20 protein-coding genes are annotated in these 26,733 nt (G+C 60.3%); 9 read left to right on the top strand and 11 right to left on the bottom strand.

Annotated elements, in window-relative coordinates; translation table 11 throughout:
* Window positions 1-2: 2 nt before the first annotated feature.
* From AB4Z13_RS20880 to AB4Z13_RS20865, 4 genes are all read right to left on the bottom strand, one after another.
* Complete coding sequence (locus tag AB4Z13_RS20880) at window positions 3-827, bottom strand: carbohydrate ABC transporter permease (protein WP_442206697.1); 825 nt, start codon at window positions 825-827, stop codon at window positions 3-5.
* A complete protein-coding gene (locus AB4Z13_RS20875; protein ID WP_442206696.1) occupies window positions 824-1,687 on the bottom strand; it encodes a carbohydrate ABC transporter permease in 864 nt (287 codons plus the stop codon). The genes AB4Z13_RS20880 and AB4Z13_RS20875 overlap by 4 nt, the downstream gene beginning before the upstream one ends.
* 63 nt (window positions 1,688-1,750) lie before the next feature.
* Window positions 1,751-3,025, bottom strand: coding sequence for an ABC transporter substrate-binding protein (locus AB4Z13_RS20870; protein ID WP_442206844.1), 1,275 nt, complete (start codon window positions 3,023-3,025; stop codon window positions 1,751-1,753).
* A 75-nt stretch (window positions 3,026-3,100) separates the two neighbouring features.
* Window positions 3,101-5,434: a family 78 glycoside hydrolase catalytic domain gene (locus AB4Z13_RS20865; protein ID WP_442206695.1), complete on the bottom strand. Its 2,334-nt coding sequence runs from the start codon at window positions 5,432-5,434 to the stop codon at window positions 3,101-3,103.
* 142 nt (window positions 5,435-5,576) lie between these two features.
* On the opposite strand from AB4Z13_RS20865, the gene AB4Z13_RS20860 reads away from it, so the two are divergent.
* The gene (locus tag AB4Z13_RS20860; protein ID WP_113320029.1) at window positions 5,577-6,596 is read left to right on the top strand and encodes a LacI family DNA-binding transcriptional regulator; all 1,020 of its coding nucleotides are present in this window, start codon (window positions 5,577-5,579) and stop codon (window positions 6,594-6,596) included.
* Between the two features lie 29 nt (window positions 6,597-6,625).
* Here AB4Z13_RS20860 and AB4Z13_RS20855 read toward each other — a convergent pair whose 3' ends face one another.
* Complete coding sequence (locus AB4Z13_RS20855) at window positions 6,626-7,045, bottom strand: RrF2 family transcriptional regulator (RefSeq protein ID WP_442206694.1); 420 nt, start codon at window positions 7,043-7,045, stop codon at window positions 6,626-6,628.
* On the opposite strand from AB4Z13_RS20855, the gene AB4Z13_RS20850 reads away from it, so the two are divergent.
* Window positions 7,044-7,505, top strand: a complete 462-nt coding sequence (locus AB4Z13_RS20850; protein ID WP_442206843.1) for a hypothetical protein — start codon at window positions 7,044-7,046, stop codon at window positions 7,503-7,505. The genes AB4Z13_RS20855 and AB4Z13_RS20850 overlap by 2 nt on opposite strands.
* 340 nt (window positions 7,506-7,845) lie before the next feature.
* Window positions 7,846-16,341, top strand: a complete 8,496-nt coding sequence (locus tag AB4Z13_RS20845) for a GH36-type glycosyl hydrolase domain-containing protein (RefSeq protein WP_442206693.1) — start codon at window positions 7,846-7,848, stop codon at window positions 16,339-16,341.
* A 66-nt stretch (window positions 16,342-16,407) separates the two neighbouring features.
* Here AB4Z13_RS20845 and AB4Z13_RS20840 read toward each other — a convergent pair whose 3' ends face one another.
* The 6 genes from AB4Z13_RS20840 to AB4Z13_RS20815 form a co-directional block, all read right to left on the bottom strand.
* Complete coding sequence (locus tag AB4Z13_RS20840) at window positions 16,408-17,466, bottom strand: adenylate/guanylate cyclase domain-containing protein (RefSeq protein WP_442206692.1); 1,059 nt, start codon at window positions 17,464-17,466, stop codon at window positions 16,408-16,410.
* Window positions 17,467-17,554: 88 nt separating this feature from the next.
* A complete protein-coding gene (locus AB4Z13_RS20835) occupies window positions 17,555-18,001 on the bottom strand; it encodes an SRPBCC family protein (protein ID WP_439017936.1) in 447 nt (148 codons plus the stop codon).
* A gap of 191 nt (window positions 18,002-18,192) precedes the next feature.
* Window positions 18,193-18,561 (bottom strand): c-type cytochrome, encoded by a 369-nt coding sequence (locus AB4Z13_RS20830; protein WP_113320023.1) that lies wholly within the window; start codon window positions 18,559-18,561, stop codon window positions 18,193-18,195.
* Between the two features lie 4 nt (window positions 18,562-18,565).
* On the bottom strand, window positions 18,566-19,060 hold the full coding sequence (locus AB4Z13_RS20825) for a GXWXG domain-containing protein (protein ID WP_442206691.1): 495 nt from the start codon (window positions 19,058-19,060) through the stop codon (window positions 18,566-18,568).
* 211 nt (window positions 19,061-19,271) lie between these two features.
* On the bottom strand, window positions 19,272-19,901 hold the full coding sequence (locus AB4Z13_RS20820; protein WP_442206690.1) for a glutathione S-transferase family protein: 630 nt from the start codon (window positions 19,899-19,901) through the stop codon (window positions 19,272-19,274).
* Between the two features lie 106 nt (window positions 19,902-20,007).
* On the bottom strand, window positions 20,008-20,424 hold the full coding sequence (locus AB4Z13_RS20815) for a DUF2000 domain-containing protein (protein WP_113320021.1): 417 nt from the start codon (window positions 20,422-20,424) through the stop codon (window positions 20,008-20,010).
* 132 nt (window positions 20,425-20,556) lie between these two features.
* Between AB4Z13_RS20815 and AB4Z13_RS20810 the strand changes: the two genes are divergently transcribed.
* From AB4Z13_RS20810 to AB4Z13_RS20785, 6 genes are all read left to right on the top strand, one after another.
* Window positions 20,557-21,024 (top strand): Lrp/AsnC family transcriptional regulator, encoded by a 468-nt coding sequence (locus tag AB4Z13_RS20810; RefSeq protein WP_113320020.1) that lies wholly within the window; start codon window positions 20,557-20,559, stop codon window positions 21,022-21,024.
* 368 nt (window positions 21,025-21,392) lie between these two features.
* Window positions 21,393-23,087, top strand: coding sequence for an ABC transporter substrate-binding protein (locus AB4Z13_RS20805; RefSeq protein ID WP_442206689.1), 1,695 nt, complete (start codon window positions 21,393-21,395; stop codon window positions 23,085-23,087).
* A 19-nt stretch (window positions 23,088-23,106) separates the two neighbouring features.
* Window positions 23,107-24,087, top strand: coding sequence for an ABC transporter permease (locus tag AB4Z13_RS20800; protein ID WP_310390206.1), 981 nt, complete (start codon window positions 23,107-23,109; stop codon window positions 24,085-24,087).
* Window positions 24,087-24,989, top strand: coding sequence for an ABC transporter permease (locus tag AB4Z13_RS20795; protein WP_442206688.1), 903 nt, complete (start codon window positions 24,087-24,089; stop codon window positions 24,987-24,989). The genes AB4Z13_RS20800 and AB4Z13_RS20795 overlap by 1 nt, the downstream gene beginning before the upstream one ends.
* Window positions 24,986-25,801, top strand: coding sequence for an ABC transporter ATP-binding protein (locus tag AB4Z13_RS20790; RefSeq protein WP_442206687.1), 816 nt, complete (start codon window positions 24,986-24,988; stop codon window positions 25,799-25,801). The genes AB4Z13_RS20795 and AB4Z13_RS20790 overlap by 4 nt, the downstream gene beginning before the upstream one ends.
* A complete protein-coding gene (locus tag AB4Z13_RS20785) occupies window positions 25,798-26,724 on the top strand; it encodes an ABC transporter ATP-binding protein (RefSeq protein WP_442206686.1) in 927 nt (308 codons plus the stop codon). The genes AB4Z13_RS20790 and AB4Z13_RS20785 overlap by 4 nt, the downstream gene beginning before the upstream one ends.
* The last annotated feature ends 9 nt before the right edge of the window (window positions 26,725-26,733 follow it).

The following is a 26,733-nucleotide window of genomic DNA, read 5'->3' as shown; positions in this document are numbered from 1 at the left end:
GCTTATCCCTTGACTGCACCGGCGGTCATGCCTGCAACGATCTGCCGGTTGAAGAAGATGAAGACGATCAGGGGCGGAATAGTCACCAGAAGGATGTTCATGAACAGCAGGTTGAACTGGGTCTGGAACTGGCCCTGAAAATTATAGAGCGTCAGCTGCACCGTGACGTTTTCCCGGCCCGGCAGGTAGTAGAGCGGGTTGGTGAAATCGTTGAAGATGGCGATCGACTGGACGACGATAACAGTAACCGTGACCGGCTTTAAGAGCGGCAGGATGACGCGAAAGAAGATCTGGAATGGCTTGGCCCCGTCGATGATAGCAGCTTCGTCGAGATCCCGCGGGATCGTTGCGATGAAGCTGCGAAACAGGAGAACCGTGAAGCCGAGACCATAGGCAACCTGGATCAGCACCATGCCGGACAAGGTCTTGAAGAGGCCGAGTAGTTGCAGCACCCAGATGGTCGGAACAATGGCCGGCGGGATCATCAAGCCAGCGAGCACGCAGCCATAAATGACCGTGTTCCAGCGTGAGGGGCGGCGCTGCAGCACATAGCCGACCATGGCGCCGAACAGCACCAGCAGGGTGACGGCGGCCATCGTGATGACGGTCGAGTTGAAGTAGGCAAGCAGCAGCATATAGTTGCGGGTCTGCACGACCTCCATGAAATTTTGCCAGAGCTGCCACTCGACCGGCCAACTGAATCTCAGCGTTGCCGCATCCTGTTTCGTCTTGGCGGCCGTAATGAAGATGAAGATGAAAGGCAGCACGAAGATCACGCCGCAAGCGGCCAATGCCGCAATCCCGGTATAGAGCTGGCGGCGGCTCATAGATCCACCTCCTTGCGGTTGAACCAGGCCGTCAGCGGCAGGACAATGAGGCCGATGAGCAGGAAAAGGATGACATTCCCCGCCGTCGAAAGGCCGTAGAAGCCCGCCTGGTACTGCTTGTAGATGACGCTTGCGAGCACATCCGAGGAAAAACCGGGGCCGCCGCGTGTCATTGCCCAGATCAAGTCGAAGCTTCTGAGGCCACCGATCAGCGAGAGCGTCACGACCGTCACCGTCGCGGGCCTGACCAGCGGGACGGTCACGCGGAAGAACATCTGGGTGCGGGTCGCGCCATCGATGCGGGCGGCCTCATAGTAATCGGCGCTGATCGATGCGAGCCCGGCAATATAGATCACGGTCGCAAGCCCGATGCCCTTCCAGAGGTCGACGAAGACGATGGAGTAGAGCGCAAGAGCCGGATCGGTCAGCCAGCCGGGACCGTGGATGCCAATGGCGGCGAGCGCCACATTGATCAGCCCGCGTGTCGGATGCATGAGCACCGAGAAAGTGATGCCGACGCCGATCGTCGATACCAGAACCGGAAAGAAGATCACGGTACGCAGCAGGCCTTGTCCCCAGAGGCCGGAGGTCAACAGCACCGCGAGCAGGAGACCGAGAACGGTTTTCGTGCCTGAGGTCAGCACCGCATAGATGACGGTGTTGACCAGGCCCTGGATCAGAAAGGGTTCGCGGAAGAATTGCCGGTAGTTTTCCAGGCCGATGAACTGCGTGGTGAACAGGTCCCAGCGCGTGAGGCTGAACCAGAAGGAGGCGACCGTCGGAGCCAGAAAGAGGACGGTGAATATCACCGCCGCCGGCAGGACGAACCAGTAGGGATAGGGTGACTTGCGTTTTATCATACGGACACCGTGAAGCGTCCCCCACCCAGGCTCAAAGAGGTGAGTGAGGGATCGGCTGGAAGGTTACCAGTTCGGCAGGCCGAGCTGCTTGGCCTGCTTCTCGACATCCTGGTCGTAGAGAGCGGCCGCATCCTTGGCGGAGCGTATGCCGGTTCCGACCTCGACCGTGATCTGCTCAAGCGCCGGTCCCTTGACAGGCGAGAGGAATTCGAGCGCCGGACCGTTGCGTCCCTCAGTATCGAAATAGGGCAGCATGTCGGAAACGACCGGCGGAATGTCCTTGGGAAGTTCACATCCCTTGACGAGGTAGGGACCCGACGGAACGGCCTTGGCCATCAGGTCGCACGCTTCCTTGGAGCCGACGAAATCAAGAAATTTCTTGGCCTCTTCGAGGTTTTCGGACTTTGCGGAAGCATAGAGCGCGGAAGGCATCCAGACGGTGAGGCCGTTCTTGGCAGCGTCCGTCCCGGGCTGGGCGAAGAAGCCCAGATCCTTCAGGTTGTCAGGGAAATTCTGCTGGATGTTGCCGATACCGAAGGTGAGGTTCGGATAGTGCGCGGCTTCGCCTGTGGCGACCATGCGCATGCCGTCGTCAAAGGTCGCCGCGCCGAAGTCCGCGTTGAGGAAACCGCCTTTCGCGACCTCCTCAAGATGTTCGAAGCCGCGAAGCGCAGCAGGCGTATTGGCATATTTGATCTTGTTGGCGGTATAGTCGGCCGCGAAATTCGGAACCTCGGCCTGGACGTTATAGAAGTCGGCAAGCACGAAGAGCTGCGAAGTCCAGGTCGTGCCATAGGTCTGCGCCACGGCAACCTTGCCGGCCGCCTTGATCTTCTCGTTGTTGCTCATGAACTCCGCCCATGTCTTCGGCGGGGTCAGCCCGAGATCGGCGTAGATCTTTCTGTTGTAGAAGATGCCGCCGCCCATGGCGGGACCAAAAGGAAGGCCGCGGACATGGCCGTCCGGGCTGGTGACGACCTTCTTGAAGCTGTCGAGAATTCCGGCTTCCGACGGAAGATCGGAAAGATCTGCGATCGTTTCCTGCGGCTTCAAAGCCTGGAAGAGGGAGCCGCCGTTATACAGGAAGATATCGGCCATTTCGCCGGCGGCGAGCCGAGTCTTGATGATGTTATCGCCCTCCGAGCCTCCGGCACGCTGCTCGACATCAAATGTGACGTCGGGATGCTTTTCCATATAGGCTTTGGAAACGGCATCGAACGAGGCAATCGTCTCCGGATTGGTGTCGATCAGGACGCTGAGGGTCACATCCGCATGGGCCACTCCAGCGGCAAGAACCATGATACTGGCTGCAAGGATGCTGCACTTCGTCATTCGCATAGTCATTTCCTCCTCTTGAAGACCGGAATGCGTTGGGCTGCTTGCCCGCGGATCGAAAACCCGCGAGCAACCGCATCAGATAGAAAACGTAATCGTATGTTCTCCTGCGCTGAGCCTGGTCTCCTCACCTTGCTCGATCAGGGTGCCATCTGCCCGCAGCGACTTGCGGTCGCCCCTGCCTTGCAGACGCGCAGTCACGCCCTGCGGCAGCGCCAGGCGGCACGTGACGGTCTCCCCCTCCAGGGCCCATCCAGCTTCGATACGGCCAAAGCGCGTGTCATGCCAGGCCGAAACCGGCGAGAGAGCAGGCAGGATGGCAGGATCGAAGGCAACTTCCTCGAAGCCGGGCTTGTCTTCCAGCGGCTTGATGCCGGCGACATCTTCGAAGAGCCACTGGCATACCGCGCCATAGGCATAGTGGTTGTAGCTGTTCATATCGGGATCATAGATCGTGCCGTCCTCGGCGAGCGCATCCCATCGCTCCCAGATCGATGTCGCGCCGCGCTCGACCTGATACAGCCATCCCGGAACCTTCCGGTTCAGGAACATCTTCTCGGCAAGGTCCAGCATGCCGAGCCGGGTCAGCGCCGGCAGCAGGGCAGGGGTGCCGATGAAGCCTGTGCCGATAACGCCGTCTGTTTCTTCCGCCACCCGGCGGAAATAGTCACGAGCAGCAGGTTCATATTCCGGCGGCACGAGGCCATAGAGAAACGCCAAAGACCAGGACGTCTGGTCGTTATGGGCAATGCGGCCGGAGGGCGAAAAGAATTCGTGCTTGAACGCGACCTTGATTTCATCAGCGCGCCTGTCGAGCCTTGCTGCTTCGACAGTCTCACCCAGAATGCGCGCGATCTTTGCCGTCAGCTGGGTGGAAATGAAATGATAAAGGGTCGCTGCGCAATCGTCTGCCACGGTCGGGCGCGGCTTCCGGTTGTCTCCGACCGGCTGCAACCAGTCGCCAAAAGTGAAGCCATGCGCCCCCCAGACTGCCGGCGGACGGATAATCGGTCCGCCCGAGATGCCCCAGAGGTAATCGAGCCAGCGAAGCATTGCAGGGAAGCATTCTTCCAATACGGCGCTGTCACCGTAATGCAGGTAAAGCTGCCACGGAATGATGGTGATCGCATCGCCCCAGCCGGTTGAACCCGCCCAATCGCCGCGCCCGTCGATCGGGTGAAGCCGCGTCGGATCAGGTGAAAAATGTGGGACTGCGCCGTCGGCACGCTGGTCGTGGACCACATCGCGAAGATACTTCCTGAGGAAGGACTGGCTGTCGGCAAGCCAGCAGGCCGTTCCGGCAAAGACCTGGGCGTCGCCGGTCCAGCCGAGGCGTTCATCGCGCTGCGGGCAATCCGTCGGCACTTCAATGAAATTGGAACGCTGCGACCAAATGGTATTGTCGACGAGCCGGTTGACGGCCGCAACACCTGACGTGAAGCCGCCGGCACTTGTTGGCACCGAGGTAATCGGCACCATAGTGATCGCGATCAGTTCAACCTGGCCTGTCAGGGTGATGCGCGCATAGCGGAAGCCCATGAAGGTGAAGAGAGGCGCGTATTCCTCTTCGGCTTCACCTGAGAGCGTATAGATCAGTTCGGCACGCGCGCTGCGGTAATTGCGATTGTCGAAGAAGCGGTCAGGGCCGAGCACCTCGGAGTGCTCGACGCGTACCTGCCCACCGGCTGCACCCTTGAGGCGCAGGCGAATATAGGCGCCAGCATTCTGTCCGAAATCATAGACAATCCGACCATCGGCCTCCGTCCAGCGGTCGATGGGAGAGAGCTCGGCCAGTTCCTTGACTGCGCCGGCCTCGTGAGGAACGAGCAAAGCCTTGTCGAAGGAGAGAACGTCGACGCCGTGACTGTCCTGCGGTCGGATACGGGCGTCATAATCCTCGCCATAATAGATCCCGTTGCGGACAACGGGGGTAAAGCCGCTCTTCCAGCTGTCATCCGTCTTCAGAAGCGTTTCACCGCCGGTACGCAATTCTGCGATCGCCGCCGTCCGGTCGCCCCAGCAATTGATAATTGGATTGGAAGCCCACATCAGCTGGCTGCGATACCAGCCGTCGCCGAGCCAGATCTCGATGCGATTGGCGCCGGGTTGCAGGAACTTCGCGACATCATAGGTCTGATAGGCGATCCGGTCATCGTAGCAGGTCCAACCGGGCGTCAGAAGATCAGCGCCGATGCGCTCGCCATTGACGAAAGCGCGGTAGAGACCGAGGGCCGAGATGCGCAGGGTTGCTTCCGCTGGAACGGTGTCGAGCGCGAATTCGCGTGAGACGAAGGTGCCTGATGTTGCCTGGCCACTATCGCAGGACGGGCCGATCATCGACGCTGTAAACTGGAAAGCAGAACCGGCAAGGCCGTCTTCTCCGGCGCTGCCGTGGGCCGAAACAGTCTTCATTTGGAGCCTCCCTCAACCGCCAATCTCCTCAAGCGGTCGCTCAGTGTGTATCGTTCTATGTATATCATTCTACATTATCAATTGCCGCGCAAGAGGTTTTGTGCCTATAATTTCCCAACACTTGAGAGTGAGGCAATTTGGAATGAAAAATCAAACCGTTAACGCGACGAGGGACAGGGTTACGATCCGCGATGTGGCGCTGGATGCCGGCGTCTCCGTCGCTGCGGTATCCAAGGTCCTTCGCAACGCTTACGGCGTCAGCGAAGTCCTGCGTACGAAGGTCGAGATCTCGATTGAAAAGCTGAATTACCGACCTTCTGTCGCAGCCCGCGCCATGCGTGGCCGCACGCAGACGGTCGGCGTCTTGGTGATCGAACTGTCGAACCCGTTCCTGGCGGGCGTCATCGAGGAGGCCAACGCCACGCTGGCGGAAAGCGGCTTCAAGGCGTTGATCGGGATCGGCCGCTCGACAAGTCCGATCGAGGCTTCGATGATCGAATCGATGATCGATAACCGTATGGATGGCGTGTTGATCATCGCTCCGCGAATCTCGGGCAAAATCCTTGAGCTCTATGCGCGGCAAATTCCGATCGCGGTCATCGCCCATCACGAGCCGCATGCCCAGACCTACGACACCGTCAATTCCGATGACCACAGGGGCGCTTATCTGGCAGTCGAAGCCGCCTTGCAGTGCGGCTATCGGGACATCGCAATGCTCGGCTACGATCTTGGCGACTCGCCGCCGACCATCGTCGCCCTGCAGCGCGAGAAAGGGTACCTGGATGGCGCGAAGGCGGCGGGGCTCGAAGGCCGCATCATCCGCCTGCCGTCGGTAGGCGCTGACCGTCGGGCGGCAATCAATGATTTCCTGGCCTTAGAGGATCGCCCCCGTGCGGTCTTCGTCTGGTCCGATCTCGATGCCGTGCCCCTCATCAATGCCGCGCGCATGAACGGCATCCGGGTTCCGGAGGACCTCGCCATCATCGGCTACGACAATTCGCCGATGGCGGCCATTCCCCTCGTCGGCCTGACCAGCGTGGACCAGAACGCCGCGGCACTCGGCAGAACAGCGGCGGAGACGCTGCTCGGTAGGATTGATGGCCGCGAAGAGGCTCGTCATCTGTTGATCGAGCCGCATGTCGAGATGCGCGGAAGCACCTGAAAGCTGACAGCCTTTCGGCAGTCTACAGCCTATGCTGCGGCAAAGAGAGTTCTCAGCACGTCTTTCCGTTCTATGATGTCGGCGACGCTATACCGATCGAAGACGCCGACAAAAGCGGCCGTCGCCTCTCGCAGGATGGGCGGCATGCCGCAGCCGGCTCTGATGGAACAGGAAGAGCATCCGAGAATATCGTCAAGGCCCTCAGTATGTCTGAGCAGGCGACCAAGATTGATGGAGGCGGCCGGACGGCCGAGCCGGATTCCGCCGTTTCTACCCCTGATCAATTCCACGAAACCGGCTTTCGCCAGATCCTGAACCACCTTCATCAGATGGTTCTGGGAGATTTCACAGGCGTCAGCGACCTCCTTGATGGACGAGATCTCTCCCTCGTGTGATCCGAGGTAAATCATCACGCGGATCGCATGGTCGGTGTACCGTGTGAGCTTCATGGCACCTGCGTCAAAACGCCCAAAAAGGAGCCAACCAGCGAAATGGTTCTGTTTGTCAGGCGGCGTGGGCCTCACGCCGATGGTCAGTATGCTGGAGGCGATCGCCGGCGACTATCCTGATGTCGAAGCCCATTTCGTTCACGGAGCGATGAACAGCTCGACGCACGCGATGGACAAGCATGTCCGCTCGCTTGCCCAGCGGCACGGTCGGGTATCGGTCAGCACCTTCTACAGCGAGCCCCCCGCCAGGGATGTTGCGGGTTTTACTCACGACGAGGATGGTTTCATCACCAGAGGATGGCTGGAAGCAAATACGCCGATCGATACGGCAAACTTCTATATTTGCGGTCCAAAGCCCTTCTTGCGGTCGATGGTCAGTGATCTGCGGACGCTTGGCGTTTCGAGTGATCGCATCCATTATGAATTCTTCGGCCCGGCCGATGAATTGCTGGCGGCCTAAAAGCGTCCGGCTGACAGCCTAAATCCACAGCACGAACAGATATTCGACCAGGCGAAGCCACCGCGGCTCCGCCTGGTCGATTGCATTTTCAGAGGCGACGATGGATGCGGCGGCATGGCGATAGGGGTTCATTTTACCCGGCCAACCGTTCGATTAATCGTCCGTTCATTTTGCGGCCGCTATTGACCACTATCCGCCATTTCGAACAATCCACGTTTGAATGTAAACTCCCGCTCAAAAGCAATGAAGATGCCCAATTCGAAACGCTCGTGCCCCTTCTCGCATCCAGTTCTGCAAGAATGCATCGGCCGGACACGAACCCAGTAGAAGAGAAAACACTATGTCCTCTCAAAATATTACGGGCGCTTCGGGCGCGAATGTTCATGCAACCGCCGCTGATCCCGATTTCGGCATCCGCGCAGCTCTCCTGTCGAATGATCAGCTGAGGGAAAAGGCCGCGCAGTTTGCGGAAAACCGCGCGCTTGACGTGGCGAATTTCAAGAATTTCGATTTCTTCCAGCGGCACCGCGAGAACGAAGCCGAGATCCTTAGGGTCTATCGCGCTGCTGCAGCCGATGTCGATGCGGGCGAGAGCATCACGCCGGCGACCGAATGGCTGCTCGACAACCACTACATCGTCGAGGAAGCCATCCAGGAAGTCCGTCGTGACTTTCCGAAGAAATTCTATCGCGAACTGCGCAAGATCAAGCTTGATGGAACGGAAGTGCCGCGCACGCTGGCGCTTGCCTGGCTCTACATGGCGCATGCCCATAGCAATATCAGCAATGCTGGTATGGCCGCGGTCACGGAAGGCTTCCAGGACAGGGAGACGCTGCGCATCGGCGAATTATGGGCGCTGCCCTCGCTCGTGCGCTACGTGCTGATCGACAATCTTCGCCATGTTGCGACGCATGTCGACAAGAGCCGCGAAATGCGCACCAGCGCCAATGCAGCGGCCACCCAGGCGATTGCGCTCGGTGATGCCGGGTCCGCCGGTTTCCTGGAGACGCTGGTTGCCAATCTCGATGACACGACCTTCGTCACCCAGCTGCATTATCGCCTGCGTAACGCGCTGGAACCGACCGAAGCTGCGCTGAGCTGGCTGGAGGCCAAGCTCGCGGCAAAGGGGACCGATGCCGAAACGGTGATGTCGGCCGAGCAGGTGCGTCTTGGCGCGGCCAATACGCTGATGGGCAGCATCATCAAGAGCCTGCGCGAGATAAACGACACCGACTGGTCCGAATGGGTCGAAGAGGTCAGCACGATCGACAAGCTGCTCTGGCAGCAGACGGATTATGCCGAGCTCGATTCCGGCTCCCGCAACAGCTACCGCCGCCAGATCGAAAAGCTTGCCAAGCGCTCCGACAAGACGGAAATGGATATCGCCGAGGCGGCCGTGCGCCTGGCTGACCGCGCAAAGGCAGGAAGCCAGGATCCATCTTCCTCCGCTGGCAATGTCGGCTATTATTTCGTCGGCAACGGGCGTCCGGCGCTGGAGTCTGAGATCGGCTTCCGGCCGACGCTTGGCCTGCGGTTCATGCGCGTAATCCGCGAGCTGAACTGGCTGGCGATCGCCGTGCCGGTTCTCTTGCTGACGCTGCTGGCGCTGGTCATCACCGACGCGATTTTTGTCGATGCCGGCATGCCGCTTTTTGCGACGATCGTGTTGTTGCTGATGTTCGCGCTTCCCGCATCCGAGGGAGCGACTGGTCTCTTCAACTTCTTCGCCACCTTCTTCATCACGCCCGACCGTCTTGTCGGCTATGAATTCAAAAAGGGCCTGCCTGCGGAAGCCCGCACGCTCGTCACCATCCCTTGCCTGATCGGCAAGCGCGAACATGTCGATGAACTCGTTCGCAATCTTGAGGTCCATTATCTCGCCAATGCGCGCGGTGAAATCTACTACGCGCTGTTGAGCGACTGGCCGGACGCGCAGGAAGAACAGAGTGCCCGCGATATCGAAGTGCTCGACTATGCATTGAGCAAGATCGCCAATCTGGAGGCACGTTACGCCGAGGACGGCAAGCAGCGCTTCTATCTGCTGCATCGCCGCCGCCAGTATAATCCGGCCGAAGGCGCCTGGATGGGCTGGGAGCGCAAGCGCGGCAAGCTGCATGAGCTCAACATGCTGCTGCGCGGCGAGCCGAACACGAGTTTCCTGCCAGGCGCCGATGTCGTGCCGCAGGACGTGAAATATGTCATGACGCTCGACAGCGACACACGCGTCGTCCGAGACACCGTGACCAAGCTTGTCGGCAAGCTGCATCATCCGATCAATCGCCCGGTCTTCGACGCCAGGAAACAGCGGGTGGTCGATGGCTACGGCGTGCTTCAGCCCCGTGTGACGCCGTCGCTGACGACAGGCAAGGATGCATCGACCTTCCAGCGCGTCTTCTCGGTCAACCGCGGCCTCGATCCTTATGTCTTTGCCGTCTCCGACGTCTATCAGGACATCACCGGCGAAGGCACCTTCACCGGCAAAGGTCTCTATCACGTCGATGCCTTCGAAGCGTCGCTGAAGGGACGGATCAAGGAAAACTCGGTTCTCAGCCACGACCTGCTTGAAGGCTCGATGGCGCGTTGCGCACTGGTGACGGACTGTGAACTGGTCGAGGACTTTCCGATCCGCTACGAAGTGGAAGTCTCGCGCCAGCATCGCTGGGCGCGAGGCGACTGGCAGCTTCTGCCTTACATCTTCGACGATCGCCGTGGTGTCACTGCGCTCGGCTGCTGGAAGATGTTCGACAACCTGCGTCGCTCGCTGACGCCGATCGCCTGGTTCCTGGCATCCGTGCTCGGCTGGTACTGGATGGACCCGCTCGGCGCGCTCATCTGGCAGATCCTCTTGATCTTCAGCCTGTTCGTCGCACCGACCCTGTCGCTGATCAACGGCATCATCCCGCGCACCAGCGACATCATCCTGCAGGCCCATCTGCATACTGTCTGGAAAGATATTGAGAATGCCAACGCCCAGGTGGCGATGCGCATCGTCTTCATCGCCGACACCGCCTGCGTCATGGCCGACGCCATTATCCGCTCGCTCTACCGCCTGTTCGTCAGCCGCAAGCTGATGCTGCAGTGGCGCACCGCCGCAAGCGCCCAGGCCATGGCTCAGACGACCATCCTCGGCCATTACAAAGTCATGTGGCGGGCTCCGGTGCTCGCCGTCCTGGCATTGCTTTTCGTCATTTCCTCCGGCGACAGCGCCTGGATGGTCGGCCTTCCCTTCGTTATTTTGTGGGTCCTCTCGCCTGCTATCGCCTGGACGGTGAGCCAGACGGCGGAAACCGAAGACCGGCTCGATGTGCCCGACAATGTCCGCAACGAATTGCGCAAGATCGCAAGGCGTACGTGGCGCTATTTCGACCACTTCGTGGTCCCCGGCCAGCATTACCTGCCGCCGGACAATGTCCAGCAGACGCCGCATGCCGTCGTCGCCATGCGTACCTCGCCGACCAATATCGGCGTCTACCTTCTGTCGGTGATTTCGGCGCGCCGCTTCGGTTGGATTTCCTTCGAGGATGCGGTCAAGCGCATCGAACAGACGATCGAAACCGTCGACAGGCTCGAGAAATATCGCGGCCATCTCTTCAACTGGTATCATACCGATACGCTGAAGCCGCTCGGTCGCCGATATGTGTCATCGGTCGACAGCGGTAATTTTGCCGGCCATCTGATTGCGGTATCGTCAGCCTGCCGGATCTGGGCGCAGGCTCCGCTTGCCCACATTCACACCGATCTCGATGGCATTGGCGATGTCGCGGCCATTCTTCGCGAGGTGCTGAACGAGCTTCGGGAAGAAGACAAGTCTGTCCTATCCCTTCACGATCGGCTCGATGGCCGGATCGCCGATCTCGAAACGGCGGTTGCCACCGGCAAGCGGGAGAAGGAATTCTCCTCAGGCCTGATCGAGCGATTTGCCGGACAGGCCCGCGAAATCCGCGAACTTGCCGGCAGCCTCGACCGAGAGGTCAAGACGGCGCAAAGCGACGAGATCGTCCAATGGGCGGAAAAGCTCGTGGCAACCTGCGAGCTTCATCTCACCGACAAGGCTTTCGATCCTTCGCAGGTGGATGCCATCAGCGAACGGCTGATCCACGTCGGCAATCGCGCCCGCGAAATCGCTTTCGACATGGATTTCAGTTTCCTCTATCGGCCCGAGCGCCGGTTGCTGTCGATCGGCTTCCGGGTGGAGACGGAGGAAGTCGATGCGGCCTGCTACGACCTGCTTGCCTCGGAAGCACGCCTGACCAGCCTGTTTTCCATCGCCAAGGGCGACCTTCCGACAGAGCATTGGTACAAGCTTGGTCGTCACGTCGTCCCGGTCGGCCCGCGGGGAGCGCTGGTCTCCTGGTCCGGTTCGATGTTCGAATATCTGATGCCGCCGCTCGTCATGCAGGAGCGCAGCGGAGGTATTCTCAACCAGACCAACAACCTGATCGTTCTCGAACAGATGAACTATGCCCGCAAGCTCGGCACACCGTGGGGCATTTCGGAAGCGGCCTTCAATGCCCGCGACCACCAGATGAACTACCAGTACAGCAATTTTGGGGTGCCGACGCTCGGCCTGAAGCGTGGTCTCGGCCAGAACGCCGTCATCGCGCCTTACGCTTCGCTGCTGGCGAGCCAGTATCACCCGATCGCCGCACTCGAAAACCTCAATAGGCTGAGGGCTGTCGGCGCGCTTGGCATGTATGGCTTCCATGATGCCGTCGACTTCACGCCGAACCGCGTGCCTGAGGGCAAGCAGTGCGCCGTGGTCTATAACTACTATGCGCACCATCACGGTATGTCGATTGCAGCCGTCGCCAACGTCGCCTTCGATGGAATGCTGCGTGAGCTTTTCCATGCTGATCCTGTCATCGAGGCAGCCGAGCTGCTGCTGCAGGAAAAGGCACCGCGCGACATCCCTGTCATGGCGGCCAAGCATGAAACCGATGCGCCTGCTACCATCCAGGGCGACCTCATGCGTCCGGAAGTGCGTCGCCTGGAAGACCCGGCATCGCGCGAACGCGAATTGCTGCTGCTGTCCAACGGTCGCTATTCGACCATGCTGACAGCGACGGGTTCCGGCTACAGCCGCTGGAAGAACCTTTCCGTCAACCGGTGGCGGGCCGATCCGACCGAGGACCGTTGGGGTTCCTTCATCTTCCTGCGGGATACAGAATCCAACGAATGGTGGTCTGCGACGGCCGAGCCGCGCTCGATCGCCAACGAACACGTGCGCGTCAGCTTCAGCGACGACAAGGCCGAATTCGTCAAGACCGTCGGTGAGCTGACGAGCGAGATGGAAGTCTTCGTCGCGAGCGATCACGATGCGGAAGGCCGCCGTCTGACGATCACCAATACCGGCACTGAAGATCGCGTCATCGAAGTGACCTCCTATATGGAACCGGTCGCGACACTCGATGTCGTCGATACCGGCCATCCGGTCTTTGCCCGCATGTTCCTGAAGACCGAGATTGCCGCTGCCGGCGACGCGATCGTCGTCGAACGCCAGAAACGCGGCCTGACCGATCCCGATGTCACCATCGCGCAGCTTATCGTCGATACGTCAGGCGAAAATGCCCCGACGCAATATGAGACTGACCGTATGCGCTTCCTCGGCCGGGGCCGTACCCTGACCGAAGCCGCTGCGTTCGATCCGGATGCCAAGCTGTCGGGCACGGACGGCTTCACCATGGATGCCTGTGTGTCGCTGCGCCGTACGCTTCGCGTGCCGGCCGGCGAAAAGGTCAGCGTGACTTTCTGGACCATTGCGGCCGCCGAACGCGCCGAACTCGAAACGGCGCTGGAGCACTATCGCCAGCCGGAAAGCTTTGCCCAGGGCCTCGTTCAGGCCTGGACGAGGACGCAGAGCCAGCTGCGCCAGATCGGCGTCAACTCGAAGGAGGCCGCCGCCTATCAACGGTTCGCGCGCTACATCATCTATCCCGACATGGCGCTGCGCGCCGACAGCAAGGCGGTTCGCGAGGGTCTTAAGTCGCAGTCCGTTCTCTGGGGTGCAACGCTATCAGGCGATGCGCCGCTGATGACGCTGCGCATCACCGACGAACTCGGCACCGATCTCGTCAAGGAACTGCTGCGGGCTCAGGGTCTCCTGCAATCGCGCGGCGTCGAGGTCGATCTCGTGATTCTCAACGAGCGTGCCGGCGAGGCGGCTGCGGAAATGCAGCGCACGATCGACCAGCTCTGCGACGCGGCGCGCCATGCAAGCGAAATTGCCGGCATCCAGCGCAACATCTATGTGCTGCGCAAGGACCTGACGACACCGGAAGCATATGGCGCCATCATCGCTGCCTCGCGCGTTGTTCTGCGTGGCCGCGACGGCAGTCTCATTGACCAGCTGCAGAAGGCTCGTTCCGTTGCCGGATCACCCGCGCTGCTCGGTCAGTGGGGCGATTCCACCCTGGTGCCGAGGATGGTCCGCGGTACTGCTGAGCCGGTACAGGCCGATGGCGGCGATCTCGCCTTCTGGAACGGCTATGGCGGCTTTGCGGCCGATGGCAGCGAATATGTCGTGCGCCTGTCGGGCGGCGAGCAGACGCCGCAGCCGTGGGTCAACATCATGGCCAATGATAGTTTCGGCTTCCATGTTTCGGCCGAAGGTGCTGCCTTTACCTGGAGCCAGAACTCTCGCGACCATCAGCTGACGCCCTGGACCAATGACATGGTCACCAACCGGCCGGGTGAAGCCTTCTACCTGAAGGACCTCGATCGCGGCTCGGTCATCGTTCCCTATGCGTCTCTGGCGCAGCGCTCCGACACGCGCTTCGAAGCCCGTCATGGCCTCGGCTACTCGGTCTTCTCAACGGTTCAGGACGATATCGCCCTGGAGGTCACACAGACCCTGCATATGGAAAAGTCGGTCAAGCTGACACAGCTGCGCATCCGCAACGATGCGGGCGAGACACGCAAGCTGCGTCTTTATGGCTATGCCGAATGGATCCTCGGCAACAACCCGACGAAGAGCAAACCCTTCATCATCTCCAGCTATGACAGCACGAGTGGGGCCGTCTTCGCGAGCAATCCGTTCAGCGTGAGCTTCGGGACGCGTGTCGCGGCATTTGCGGCAAGCGAAACACCGTCGAGCGTTTCCACAAGCCGTCGCGAATTCATTGGCCGACACGGAACGATCCAGCAGCCGCGCACCGTCTCAGCGGGCTCGCGTCTCTCCAACGCTTTGGACCTCGATGGCGATCCGGCAGCCGCCATGGCCTTCGATCTGACGATCGCGCCTGGCGAGGTACGCGACATCTGCTTCTATATGGGCGATGCTGCCTCGCAGGAAGACGCCGCTGCTCTGATTGCTGAGATCCGCTCGGTCAGCTTCGAAGCTGTTCTTGGTCAGACCCGCGACTTCTGGAAGAACTTTACCGGCAAGACGCGTGTTTCTACGCCGGATCAGCGCCTCGACTTCATGGTCAACAGCTGGCTGCCCTATCAGACCTATGGCTGCCGTATCATGGCCCGCACCGCCTTCTACCAGTCCAGCGGCGCGTGGAACCTGCGCGATCAGCTGCAGGATTCGCTGGCCTTCTTGCTCCACTCACCGGAAATCGCCCGCAAGCAGATCCTCGATACCGGCCGGCGCCAGTTCCCGGAAGGCGACTTCCAGCACTGGTGGCTGGCAGACAGCGGCGCTGGCGTTCGCACGAACATCTCCGACGATCCGGTCTGGCTCGCCTATGCGGTAGATCAATATTGCACGGCGACCGGTGATGCCGCGATCATGGACGAGATGCTCCCCTTCGTCGAAGGCGCGCAGCTCAGCCCTGGTCAGTACGACGCCTTCCTGCAGCCGCGAATCTCGGACACGACCGCATCGCTCTACGAGCATGCCGCCCTAGGCCTCGATCTTGCGATTAAGCGCACCGGGGTCAACGGCCTGCCGCTGATGATGAGCGGTGACTGGTGCGACAAGATGGATCGGGTCGGTATGGCCGGCCGCGGCGAGAGCGTCTGGCTCGGCTGGTTCCTGGCCGGCGCGCTACGCCGCTTCATCGCCTATGCCGAGGCGCGCGGCGATACTAAACGTGTCAGCCACTGGACGACGCATCTTGGCAAGCTCAAGGAAGCGATCGAAACGGCCGGCTGGGACGGAGAATATTATCGCCGTGGCTACTATGATAACGGTGCGCCACTCGGCTCCAGCCAGTCCGAAGAGGACAAGATCGACTCGATCGCCCAATCCTGGAGCGTACTGTCGGGCGAGGGCAATCCGGAACGCAGCGACATGGCGATGAAGGCGGTCCTTGGCAAGCTCGTCGATGAAGAGGGCAAGTTCATCCGTCTCTTGACGCCGCCCTTCGTCAGGCCGGTCAACGATCCTGGTGTGATCAAGGCCTATCCGCCTGGCGTTCGCGAAAACGGCGGTCAGTATACCCATGCTGCCACCTGGGCAGTCCTGGCTCTCGCCCGCATGGGTCGTGCCGAAGACGCCTGGCGGGCCTTCGAGATGCTGAATCCGATCAATCATTCGCTCGATAAATCGTCTGCGGACGTCTATCGCATCGAGCCCTATGTGATCGCCGGCGACGTCTATGGTGAGGGTGCGCTCAAGGGCCGCGGCGGCTGGAGCTGGTACACCGGTTCGGCTGGCTGGCTCTACCGTGTGGCAGTCGAGGGCATCCTCGGCATCCGCTCGGAAAATGGCCGCCTGCATGTCAAGCCGGTCCTGCCGGCCGGATGGAGCGGCTTCTCCGCCGAACTCGATCTGCCGAGCGGGAAATATCAGGTTTCCGTTTCGAAGGTGGGCGCGGATCGCTGCTCTGTGACGATCAACGGCACGGCGCTCGATGATTTGAGCGAGGGATATTTGTTGGCGGCCAAATGAGAACTCACTGCCGGGGCAGATTGACTGGTGTCACTGCCCCGGCGATTGCCGCGATCTGCGCGTCGTTCAATCCGTTGGCAGAGTGAAGACCGCGCAGGGATCGGCGATGCCGCGCAACCGGTGTTCACCGAGGGGGACCAGTTGCGTCGAAACCTCCGCAGCGAGCGCACCTGATATCAGCACACGATGACCAAGGGACTTGCAGAGTCCTTCCAGCCGGCTGACCAGATTGACCGCGGGGCCGATGGCGGTGAAGTCCAGCCGGTCGGCCGCACCGATATTGCCCCAGAGCATTTCGCCAAAATGCAGCGCGACGCCGAAGGGCAGCGGCGGCAGACCTTGTGCCTGCCGCGCGGTGTCGAGATGGGCCATGCCGGCACGGGCGGCCGCGACGGCGCGTAGCGACGCTTCGCAAGCCTCACCAGGCGTTCCGCTAACGGGAAAGATCGCCAGAACACCGTCACCAATGAACTTCAGCACCTCACCCCCGAAAGCGTGTACCGCGCCTGCAACACGATCGAACCAGGCATCGAGGGTGGTGATCATGAGAGAGGGCTCGGTTTCTTCGGATAGGGCCGTGAAATCGCGCAGGTCAGCACAGAGCAAAGCGGCGCGAATTGTTTCACCGCTGCTGCGGCCGAGCGCTCCGGCCTGCACCTGCGCGGCACTGCGTTTGCCGAGATAGGCCTCTAAAAGGGTTGTCAGCGCCGTTCGTGCGGTCAGAGCCGCCAAGGGTGCCACTGCAAAGCGGGCGGCCTGGTGCAGCCGGTCCGCCTCGTCCGGATCGAACGAGCGGGATCCAGCCCAGCCCAATGTCGGACTGTCGGAGCCTCGACCGATCTTTCCTTCGTATACTGGCCCAAGCCCGGCAAGCCAGTCGCCCGCAGCCTTGTTGAGCGAGCTGCCGGCAAAGTCGAGCGCCTCGATGACGGTGCCGGTCTCGGCCCGCCACAACCAGGTGCGACGCGCAATGATCGGATGTGGAACGGCAAGGGTGAGGGCTCCGCCGGCGAGCGGCAGGCCATCGGCAAGCAACTGGCGGCCAAGCTCGGCTATGAAGTGTTCGGGGCCGGACGAGGCGCCGGCCTCATCGATCAGCCAGGCGAGGTGGGCGGGCAAATCCATGCCTCGATCATGCCATAGCGGTCACCGGATGTCAGCCAGACGTAGCCTTCCTCGTGAATTCGGCTTCTCTTTCAAATGAGAATCTTGGTCATTTCCTGCCATAGAAGGGATCGGGTCCCGGGTCGCGTCCGGCCGCTACGGTGCTCAGCCGACCAAGGTAGTGAGCCCAGCCCTCGGCATGGCCGGCGCATTGCTCGGCATTGGGCAAGCCGGTATGCGTCAGACGCAGGAGCGTTCCATCATGTTGTTCGATCAGATCAATCTCGACCAGGCTGGAGCCCGGCGGCACCACTTCGCTCCCATCCCAGCCGAAACTATAGGCCAGGCGGTGGACCGGCACCACTTCGCGGAAAGAGCCGCGAGCGAAACGTGCGCCGGTAACGTTGACGAGATAGAGCCCTCCGGGCTGCGGCTCGATCTCTGCTTCCGTCCCCATCCAGCGGAGGATCTTTTCCGGATCCGTCAGCAGGGCGAACACGGCCGCAGGCGGCGCTGAAAGATGCGTTTCGCGGCGAACGACGAGGGCCTCTTGCATCGCTTTCTCCCAAGTTTGGTCCGCGCCGACCGAGGGCACGACGCGGTATACTGAACTAGAGGGAAGTTCACCCGCAGCAAGGGTGTCATGCGTTACGAGCGGTTGAATTGTGGAGGGCGCTCATCCTGCGAATTCACGTGGAGGAGGTGACAAAGCTCTTATAGGCCTGCCATCGTCCGCCGCCTGCGCTGCTACGGATTTGCCTTCAGGAAGGCGATAAGGTCGTCGATCTCGAAGCTCCAGAGCCCCCAGAAGCGCATCTTTGTGCCGGGGATTTTTCTGCTCGGGCTTGCCAGAAATTCCGCAAGTTCATGCTCGTTCCAGACAAGCCCGTCTTCGCCGGCTTTCTTCAAGGCGGGTGAGTAGGCGTAATCATCTATGACAGCTGCCCGCCGCCCCACGACCCCCTTCAGAGAGGGGGCGAATGTACTTCTGGTGTCATCGATAATGTGACATGAAGAACAGGCCCGGAAAGTTCTCGCGCCACGGTCCGCATCAGCGGCGAAACCGTTGCCCGCAACCGAAGCTGCAGTGATCGCCCATGCGATTGTTCTCAACATCGTTCTAGGCCTGAGCGTCGATCTTCGTGAGTTTGAAGAAGAACCGCCTTTCGTCGTCGCGCACGCACATCATCCCAGCCAGCGTATTTTCATCCACCCGCCTGAAGTGGTCGACGATCGGCTGCTCGTTGTAGACCATTGCAGCGCTTGCAATGTGGTCGAATGTCCGAACTTCCAGTGCGGCTGTCGTGCCTCGCGCGCGGAACGCCTTCTGGAGATACGAAAACGTCGTCTGGGCGAAGGCGGTCCGTCCGAATGGTGCCAGCTTGATCGCGAGCCCGATAGGGACGAAGCGCGGATCGATGGCCACGAGCCGTCCCGGATGCCACTGAAAGAGTAGGGCGTCGGCCCGCATGTCAGGATGAAAGCGTTTGCCGAACCATCGCAGGTTTTCGAGGACGCCATCGAGCGGATGCCCCGATGGAACGCCAGCGCCTCGCCATAACCCGACCATCTCAACCGGCTTGCTGGGCTCCAGCGACTGGAACCAGGCCGTCATGTCTTTCTGTAGGTCCGCCTGCACGGGCTCCCCTTCTCCCACGATCACATCAGGAACGAAGTAGCGATTGCCAGCGAAGATTCCGAGCCCCGATTGGATATCTCTGTGCGAAACCTTCAAAGTCGATGCCGGATATCTGCTCTTCCTTGCTGTTGGTCCGTATCGCCACTAGCGCCGACACCGCGAGCATGCGGTATTTAAACACCTGAGCTCACGGCACCGCATCGTAACCGCCTCGCCGGAAGGACGGTCGTTCCTTGAGGCGATCGAAGTAGGCTGTGACCGCGGACAGCGCGGGTCGTTCGATCGGTGTGTGAAACCAGCGATTGATCGACAGGCCAATCAAAATATCCGCCAGCGTGAAGTGATCTCCCGTCACGAAAGGTCCGCCCGTCGAGAGGGTATTTTCCAGGATCTCCATCTTCCCGTTCCAATCCCTGGCGCTAGCGGCAATGATCAAGGGGTCCGCATAAGCGGTGTCTTTGCGCACAAGACCCTGGAACGCGCCGCGCCAGGCACTGTTCAGCTCTGTTGCCTGCCAATCCATCCATCGCTCGATCAGTGCCCGCCTCCAGGGGGACGACGGCAGCAGATCGTCGCGGCCGTGTCTGGACGCGAGATAACGGCAGATCGTGTTGGATTCCCACAAGATGCCGTCATCGCTTTCGATGACCGGCACGAGACCATTCGGATTGAGTGCGAGGAATTCCGGTGTCCTGGTCGAGGCAAATCCCGTTCCCCAATCCTCCTGCACGTAATCGATGCCGATCTCTTCGCAGGTCCAGAGCACCTTGCGAACGTTGATGGATGATTGCCTGCCAAGAACTCGAAGGACGCTCATGATCTACTCCAAACCAGTCGGCCTTGGGTATCGATTAAGACGTCGCTTTGCACCACCAAACATGTCCCGGCGACAACAAAGCCTTTTGTTGTGCTGGCTCGGCGATCTAGCGCAGTAATTTCAGGGAACCGGTCAGCGACCTCACCCATTTCGCTGGCCCTGCAAGGCCCAGCCCATCGATCTCTTCTTCGCTCAAGTCCCTGTCCGGGAAACTGCGCTGATAATCAGTATAATCGTGCAGTGACCGCGCAAAAGCGGGAAACGGTACGATGGCATGTTCCTCCGGTTGGTTCAGCGCCTTCAACATGATCTGGCGGATCGTCTGTCCGTCGGCCTGCAGAATCGGCACAGGTCGGTTGGAGACGATATCGGTGGTCCTTCCGGCATGGTCGCTGAGCCTTTCGGCGCCGAGAAGTGGCATCTTGGCGCCCATGCCTATGCCAATGGCGCTGACGGTATTTGCAATGAGGGCTGGCGGGAGTTTGGGATCGACGACAATGGCAATGCGGATATCTGACAGCATGGGAAAGACCTGAGATTGCGATGGCCACAGCCTAAGCGATCACCGCAGAAGGATCTTATCTGATATTGCCGTTCAGCGTGGATATTTGGTAGGCTTCACCCAGTCGATGCGATTTTTGGGTAGATATTACCGATGGCGACGTTTGAGTCAGTTGAGCTGAAAATTCTTTCAAGCCTACAGGCCGACGGGCGGCTGACAAATCAGGAACTGTCCGAGCGCGTCGGCATGTCGACGTCTCCTTGTTGGCGAAAGGTACGTCAGCTCGAAGAGACGGGTGTGATCCGGGGTTACCGGGCCGATCTCAATCGGCGCAAACTCGGGCTTGGGGTCCTTGCCTTCATCCGAGTGAAGATCGATGGCCATAACGAGGCGGAGGCGGACGCCTTTGCCGCCGAAGTTGCACGGCTGCGGGAGGTTGTCGCCTGCTACAGCATTGCCGGAGACTCGGATTTTCTGCTGCAGGTCGTCTCTCCCGATCTCGATTCCTATGCCGATTTCGCGATGTCTGTCGTGCGCCGTCTGCCGCGTATCAAGGAAATGCAGACCACCTTCGTCCTCAAGGAAATCAAGCCGTTCGAAGGTTTTCCGGTAGGTCTTTAAGACGCTGATCTGAACCGATAATCGGTGAAATAGCCGCCCAGCAGATGCTGGACGGCTGAACGTGCTGAAAAGTAGGCCGTCATGGCTTCAACATAGGCTGGATCAAATAGTCACGCCTTAACGAATTCAGTCTGGCGAATGGCGCTTGCGCCAGGCTTTTCGCGACGCACAATAAGTATGACAATTCAGTTTTCCCGGCGAAGCCGCGGTTAGCGAGCAATCTGTCGACATGTGCATCGACGCGATCACGTTCAAATGTTGGAGCCGAAATTTTAGTTTCCACCCGATTGACCGGATCGGAAATCTTGCGTTAGCTTGATTAAATCAATTTGATTGAATCTAAAAAATAACAAGCAAGGGAACGTGAAATGGGACTGGATAAGAGCGTAATCCGCAGTATTTCCACGCGTGCAGGCTGGGCGGCGGCGACCGCCTTGACGGCGGTGATGGCGTTTGGCGCATCGGCTGTTTCGGCCGCCGAAGCCGTCCTGACAATGCACATCGAAGAGCAGACGAGCTGGGTGCAGAACTTCAATCCGTTCGACCTTGCCGGCCGCCGGCAGAGCACCATGGATTTCATCTATGAGCCGCTCGTCATCTTCAACGCACAGGACGGTGGCAAGCCGGTCTGGCGCCTTGCCACGAACTACAAGTTTTCCGACGACATGAAGTCGATCACCTATGAACTGCGCCCGGGCGTGAAATGGTCGGACGGCCAGCCGCTGACATCGGCGGACGTCAAATATACGATCGATCTGATGCTGAAGAATGCCGCGCTCGATACCGTTGGTGTCGGCGAAACCGTGGCATCCGTCGAGGCGCCTTCGCCGACTGAGGTGACGATCAAGCTCAAGGCCGTCAATTCCGACTTCCCGGAATCGCTGGCCGACCTCGCCGTCGTTCCCGAGCATGTCTGGAAGGATGTTTCCGATCCCGTGGCATTCAGAAACGAGAAGCCGGTTGGCTCCGGTCCGATGACGGAAGTGCGCCGCTTCACACCGCAGGTTTATGAGCAGTGCCGCAACCCGAACTATTGGGATGCAGCCTCTTTGCATGTCGATTGCCTGCGCCTGCCGCAGATTTCCGGCAACGACCAGATGCTCGCGATCCTGCCCGAGGGCAATATGGACTGGATCGGCTCCTTCATTCCCGAGATCGACAAGACATTCGTGGCGCTCGACGCCGAACATAACGGCTATTGGCAGCCGCCGGCCGAGACCGTTGCCTTCCAGATGAACTTCAAGACCAAGGATGAGGGCAATCTGGAAGCCTATAAGGACCTCAACTTCCGCCACGCCTTCAGCCTTGCCATGGACCGCAAGTCGATGGTCGATATTGCGGGCTTCGGTTATCCGGTTGTCAACGAGCACGCCTCCGGTCTGCCGCCGCGTTTTGAAGGCTGGAGCAACAAGGCGGCTGAAGGCGACAAGGATGCCTTCATGGGCCTGGATACCGACAAGGCCAACAAGATCCTCGACGATGCCGGTTACAAGAAGGGTGCGGACGGTTTCCGCACGAGCCCCAGCGGCAAGCCGATCACTTTTCCGATCATCGTCCCAAACGGCTGGACGGACTGGATCGACGCCGTGCAGATCGCCGTTGAAGGCCTGCGTGCGGCCGGCATCAATGCCTCGGTTGCCACTCCCGAATACGAACAATGGCGCAAGCAGATTCTCGATGGCAGCTTCGAGGTCGTCATGAACTCGCGCGCCGATGGCGCCACACCTTTCCGCGGCTATTACCAGAACCTCTCGACCGCCTATGGCGGGCGCATCACTGGTGCTCCCTCGCGCTACTCGAACCCGAAACTCGATGCGCTTTTCGATCAGTATCTGAAGGCGACATCGGATGAGGATCACAAGAAGATCTTCAACGATATCCAGCTGCTGGTTGCAGATGACTTCCCGGTCGTGCCTGTCTTCAACGGACCGACCTGGTATCAGTTTTCGAGCAAGCGTTTCACCGGCTGGGTGACCGACAAGGATCCGGTCATGAACCCGGAAGATCATGACAACAACCGGATGCGCCTTATGCATCTCCTGCGCCTGAAGCCGGTCCAATAAGACCGGCGAGGGAAGGGATATGCGTGTTTCCGGACGGCGCCTCGGCGTCTATGCGGTCGCCCTGGCGTTCGCCATCGTGATGAATTTCATTCTTCCCCGGCTCATGCCGGGGACACCCGTCGATGCGATGGTCGCCCAGCTCGGACCGCGGGCCACACCCGCAGCGGTTGAGGCGATCAAGGTTCGCTTCGGTGCCGTCGATCAGCCGATGCTTCTGCAATTCGTCGATTATCTGAAGGGGCTTGCGAGTTTCGATCTCGGCGTCTCGGTCAAATATTATCCTCAGACCGTCGTTCAGGTTCTCGCCCGCTCGACGATCTGGACCATTTTCCTCGTCGTGACCGCCATCATCTTTTCGCTCTGCATCGGCGTCGTGCTTGGCGCGGTCTCGGCATGGCGCCGCGGTGGCCGCTTCGACACGATCGTCTCGCCACTATCGGTCATCATGATTTCGGTTCCGCCTGTCATCATCGCGCTGACGACGCTTTTCGTCTTCGGCGTCTCGCTGCGCTGGTTTCCGGTCGGTTACGCCTATGACCCGAATCTCGATCCTGCGTTCAACTTCACCTTTGCCGGTAGCGTCTTCATGCATGCCATCCTGCCGGTACTGACGCTGTCGCCTTTCCTGATCGGTGAATTCCAGACGACCATGCGTTCGTCGATGATCTCGATCCTCGGCGAGGACTATGTAACGATGGCCCGCGCCAAGGGTCTCAGTCATCTTAACGTGATGTTCGGCTATGGCGCGCGCAACGCCATGCTTCCTGTCCTGACAAACCTTGCCCTCATGCTTGGCGCTGTTTTCGGCGGTTCGATCGTGACCGAGATCGTCTTCAATTATCCGGGGCTCGGCCTGACGCTCTATACGGCGAGCATTGCCCGCGATTATCCGGTCATCCAGGGTCAGCTGCTTCTGATGACGCTCGCAACGCTCGGGGCCAATTTCCTCGTCGACATCATTTACGGGTTTATCGACCCCCGACTGCGGGATGCTGTGTAATGGGCTTCACGCTGAGATCCATCCTTCGCCAGAAGAAGGCCGTCGCCGGCCTCATCATTGTAGTCGCTCTCTGGCTCATGGCGCTATCTGCACCGATCATTGCGCCCGGCGAACCCGGCGCCCGTGTCGGCCGCTCTCACCAGCCTCCGTCCATCGAGCATGTGCTCGGCACGACGAAGATGGGGCGCGACGTCTATCGCCAGTTCGTCTGGGGTGCGCGCAGTTCGCTCACCGTCGGTTTTGCGACGGGCATCGCGATCACCGTGATCGGCACCGCCATCGGCCTCGTCGCCGGCTATGTCGGCGGCAAGACGGATGCCGCCCTTGATCTCGCAACGAACGCGGTACTCGTTGTTCCGAACATGCCGCTCTTGATCCTGCTTGCTTCTTTTGCCGGCACGGTCGGGCCGATGACGATCATGACGATCATCGCCCTGACCTCGTGGCCATGGGGTGCCCGCATGACACGGTCGCAGACGATGGCGCTGCGCAATCGCGATTTCGTCACCGCATCGAAAATGATCGGCGAGCCCGCCTGGCGGATCATCTTCGTGGAGATCCTGCCGAACCTCACACCGCTAATCGGTATCAACCTTGTCGGCAGCATCATCTATGCGATCGTCGCGCAGACGACGCTCGAATATCTCGGTTTCGGCGATCCGCTGAAAGTGTCCTGGGGCACCATGCTCTATAACGCCCAGAACGCTTCGGCGATCATGGTCGGCGCCTGGTGGGATGTCGGTGTCCCGGCGGTCGGCATTGCCGTGACGGGCCTTGGCCTCGCACTGCTCAATTTCACCTTCGACGAGATCGCCAATCCGCAGCTTCGCTCCGGGCCGGCGCTGTCGCGCTGGTTCCGCCTGACCCGAGCCCGCAACCGTCAACTGGAGGTCGGCCGATGAGCGACAATCTGCTGGAAATCGAAAAGCTCAACGTCGACTACCTGCTCGACAAGGGCGAGTTCCGCGCCGTCAAGGATGTGTCGTTCAGTATCGCTCGAGGCGAGGTCTTCGGGCTGGCGGGTGAATCCGGTTGCGGCAAGAGCACCATCGCCTATGCCATCACGCGGCTTTCCAAGGCCCCGGCCTGGATCAGCGGCGGCAGCATCCGGATGGACGGGCAGGATCTTCTCAAAATGCCGGAGCGGGAGCTGCAGAGGATCCGCTGGAAGCGCATCGGCATGGTCTTTCAGAGCGCCATGAACTCGCTCAATCCTTTGATGCGCGTTGAGGCACAGTTCCACGATGTGCTCTACCGGCACACCGGCTGCTCGCGCCAGGAGTCACGGGCGCGCGGCGAGGAGATGTTCCGGCTCGTCGGCATACCGCCGCAGCGCATCAGCGATTATCCGCACCAGTTTTCCGGCGGCATGCGCCAGCGCATCGTCATCGCCATCTGCCTGGCGCTGAGGCCGGAGCTCATCATCATGGACGAGCCGACGACGGCACTTGATGTCGTCGTGCAGCGCGAGATCCTCGAACAGGTCGTCGATCTGCAGCGGACTTACGGTTTCTCGGTACTGTTCATCACCCACGACCTGCATCTGATGGCGCAGCTTTGCCAGCGTATCGGCATCATGCTGAAGGGCGAACTGGTCGAAGTCGGCGATGTCAGGCAGGTCAGCCAGGCGCCGCTGCACGACTACACGCGCAAGCTCTGGAACGCCATTCCCCAGCTTCCGAGCAAGCCCCATCTTTCAGGAGCATTGGCATGAAGTCCGAGGCACACCTGTCCCCGGCCGGAGCCGTCATACGGCTTGAGGAGATCAGGCGCCAGTTCGGCCCGGTACATGCGCTGAAGGGCGTCTCCTTCTCGCTCTTTCCCGGCCGTGCGCTGGCACTTGTTGGCGAATCCGGCTGCGGCAAGACGACCTGCGCCCGCATCATCGCGCGTCTCGACCGGCCGACCGGCGGCAAGCTGTTCTTTCACGGGCAGGATCTGACCGCTCAGGGGACGGCAAAAGACGAGCGTCTTTATCGCAGGGACGTGCAGATGGTCTTTCAGGATCCGTTCTCGTCGCTCAACCCCGCCTTCACCGTCAGCCATCATCTTTCCCGGCCGCTGCAGCTTCACAGCCAGAACACGTCGCGGACCGCCCTTGAGAATGGCATTACGGGATTGCTGGAAAGCGTCGGCCTAGACCCGGCCGTGTCGAAACAGAAGTTTCCGCATGAGCTGTCGGGCGGCCAGCGGCAGCGCGTCAACATTGCCCGGGCGCTTGCGGTGTCGCCGAGCGTGCTTGTCGCTGACGAGCCGACCTCGATGCTCGATGTTTCCATCCGCAAGGATATTCTCGATCTGCTCGCCTGGGTGAAGCAGGAGAACGAACTGGCGATGCTCTATATCACCCATGACATCGCGACGGCGGCCCACGTGGCCGAGGAGATCGTCGTGATGTTTGCCGGTCAGATGGTCGAATGGGGCGACACCGAAACGGTGCTCTCCAGTCCGCGTCATCCCTATACCCAGTTGCTGCTCTCCGCAGTGCCTGACGGCGGACGGCCCTTCGTGACCGGCGGCAGCGCGCGCTTCCTCGAACAGGCAGAGCGCGTCCGGTCACTCAGCCGCCCGGAATCCACCGTGATCGAGCAGATCGGTCCCAATCATTTCATGCGCGCGCTCGGCGCGCCGAGCTAACAGGACGTC

Source organism: Rhizobium sp. YAF28, assembly GCF_052113285.1.
Lineage (GTDB): Bacteria > Pseudomonadota > Alphaproteobacteria > Rhizobiales > Rhizobiaceae > Rhizobium.
Note: the sequence above shows the minus strand (reverse complement) of the source record. Positions and strands in the feature narration are given on the sequence as shown.

Coding starts and splice junctions, on each gene's coding strand:
- AB4Z13_RS20880 (WP_442206697.1), bottom strand. CDS start 827: ATGAGCCGCCGCCAGCTCTATACCGGGATTGCGGCATTGGCCGCTTGC.
- AB4Z13_RS20875 (WP_442206696.1), bottom strand. CDS start 1,687: ATGATAAAACGCAAGTCACCCTATCCCTACTGGTTCGTCCTGCCGGCG.
- AB4Z13_RS20870 (WP_442206844.1), bottom strand. CDS start 3,025: ATGCGAATGACGAAGTGCAGCATCCTTGCAGCCAGTATCATGGTTCTT.
- AB4Z13_RS20865 (WP_442206695.1), bottom strand. CDS start 5,434: ATGAAGACTGTTTCGGCCCACGGCAGCGCCGGAGAAGACGGCCTTGCC.
- AB4Z13_RS20860 (WP_113320029.1), top strand. CDS start 5,577: ATGAAAAATCAAACCGTTAACGCGACGAGGGACAGGGTTACGATCCGC.
- AB4Z13_RS20850 (WP_442206843.1), top strand. CDS start 7,044: ATGGCACCTGCGTCAAAACGCCCAAAAAGGAGCCAACCAGCGAAATGG.
- AB4Z13_RS20855 (WP_442206694.1), bottom strand. CDS start 7,045: ATGAAGCTCACACGGTACACCGACCATGCGATCCGCGTGATGATTTAC.
- AB4Z13_RS20845 (WP_442206693.1), top strand. CDS start 7,846: ATGTCCTCTCAAAATATTACGGGCGCTTCGGGCGCGAATGTTCATGCA.
- AB4Z13_RS20840 (WP_442206692.1), bottom strand. CDS start 17,466: ATGGATTTGCCCGCCCACCTCGCCTGGCTGATCGATGAGGCCGGCGCC.
- AB4Z13_RS20835 (WP_439017936.1), bottom strand. CDS start 18,001: ATGCAAGAGGCCCTCGTCGTTCGCCGCGAAACGCATCTTTCAGCGCCG.
- AB4Z13_RS20830 (WP_113320023.1), bottom strand. CDS start 18,561: ATGTTGAGAACAATCGCATGGGCGATCACTGCAGCTTCGGTTGCGGGC.
- AB4Z13_RS20825 (WP_442206691.1), bottom strand. CDS start 19,060: ATGACGGCCTGGTTCCAGTCGCTGGAGCCCAGCAAGCCGGTTGAGATG.
- AB4Z13_RS20820 (WP_442206690.1), bottom strand. CDS start 19,901: ATGAGCGTCCTTCGAGTTCTTGGCAGGCAATCATCCATCAACGTTCGC.
- AB4Z13_RS20815 (WP_113320021.1), bottom strand. CDS start 20,424: ATGCTGTCAGATATCCGCATTGCCATTGTCGTCGATCCCAAACTCCCG.
- AB4Z13_RS20810 (WP_113320020.1), top strand. CDS start 20,557: ATGGCGACGTTTGAGTCAGTTGAGCTGAAAATTCTTTCAAGCCTACAG.
- AB4Z13_RS20805 (WP_442206689.1), top strand. CDS start 21,393: ATGGGACTGGATAAGAGCGTAATCCGCAGTATTTCCACGCGTGCAGGC.
- AB4Z13_RS20800 (WP_310390206.1), top strand. CDS start 23,107: ATGCGTGTTTCCGGACGGCGCCTCGGCGTCTATGCGGTCGCCCTGGCG.
- AB4Z13_RS20795 (WP_442206688.1), top strand. CDS start 24,087: ATGGGCTTCACGCTGAGATCCATCCTTCGCCAGAAGAAGGCCGTCGCC.
- AB4Z13_RS20790 (WP_442206687.1), top strand. CDS start 24,986: ATGAGCGACAATCTGCTGGAAATCGAAAAGCTCAACGTCGACTACCTG.
- AB4Z13_RS20785 (WP_442206686.1), top strand. CDS start 25,798: ATGAAGTCCGAGGCACACCTGTCCCCGGCCGGAGCCGTCATACGGCTT.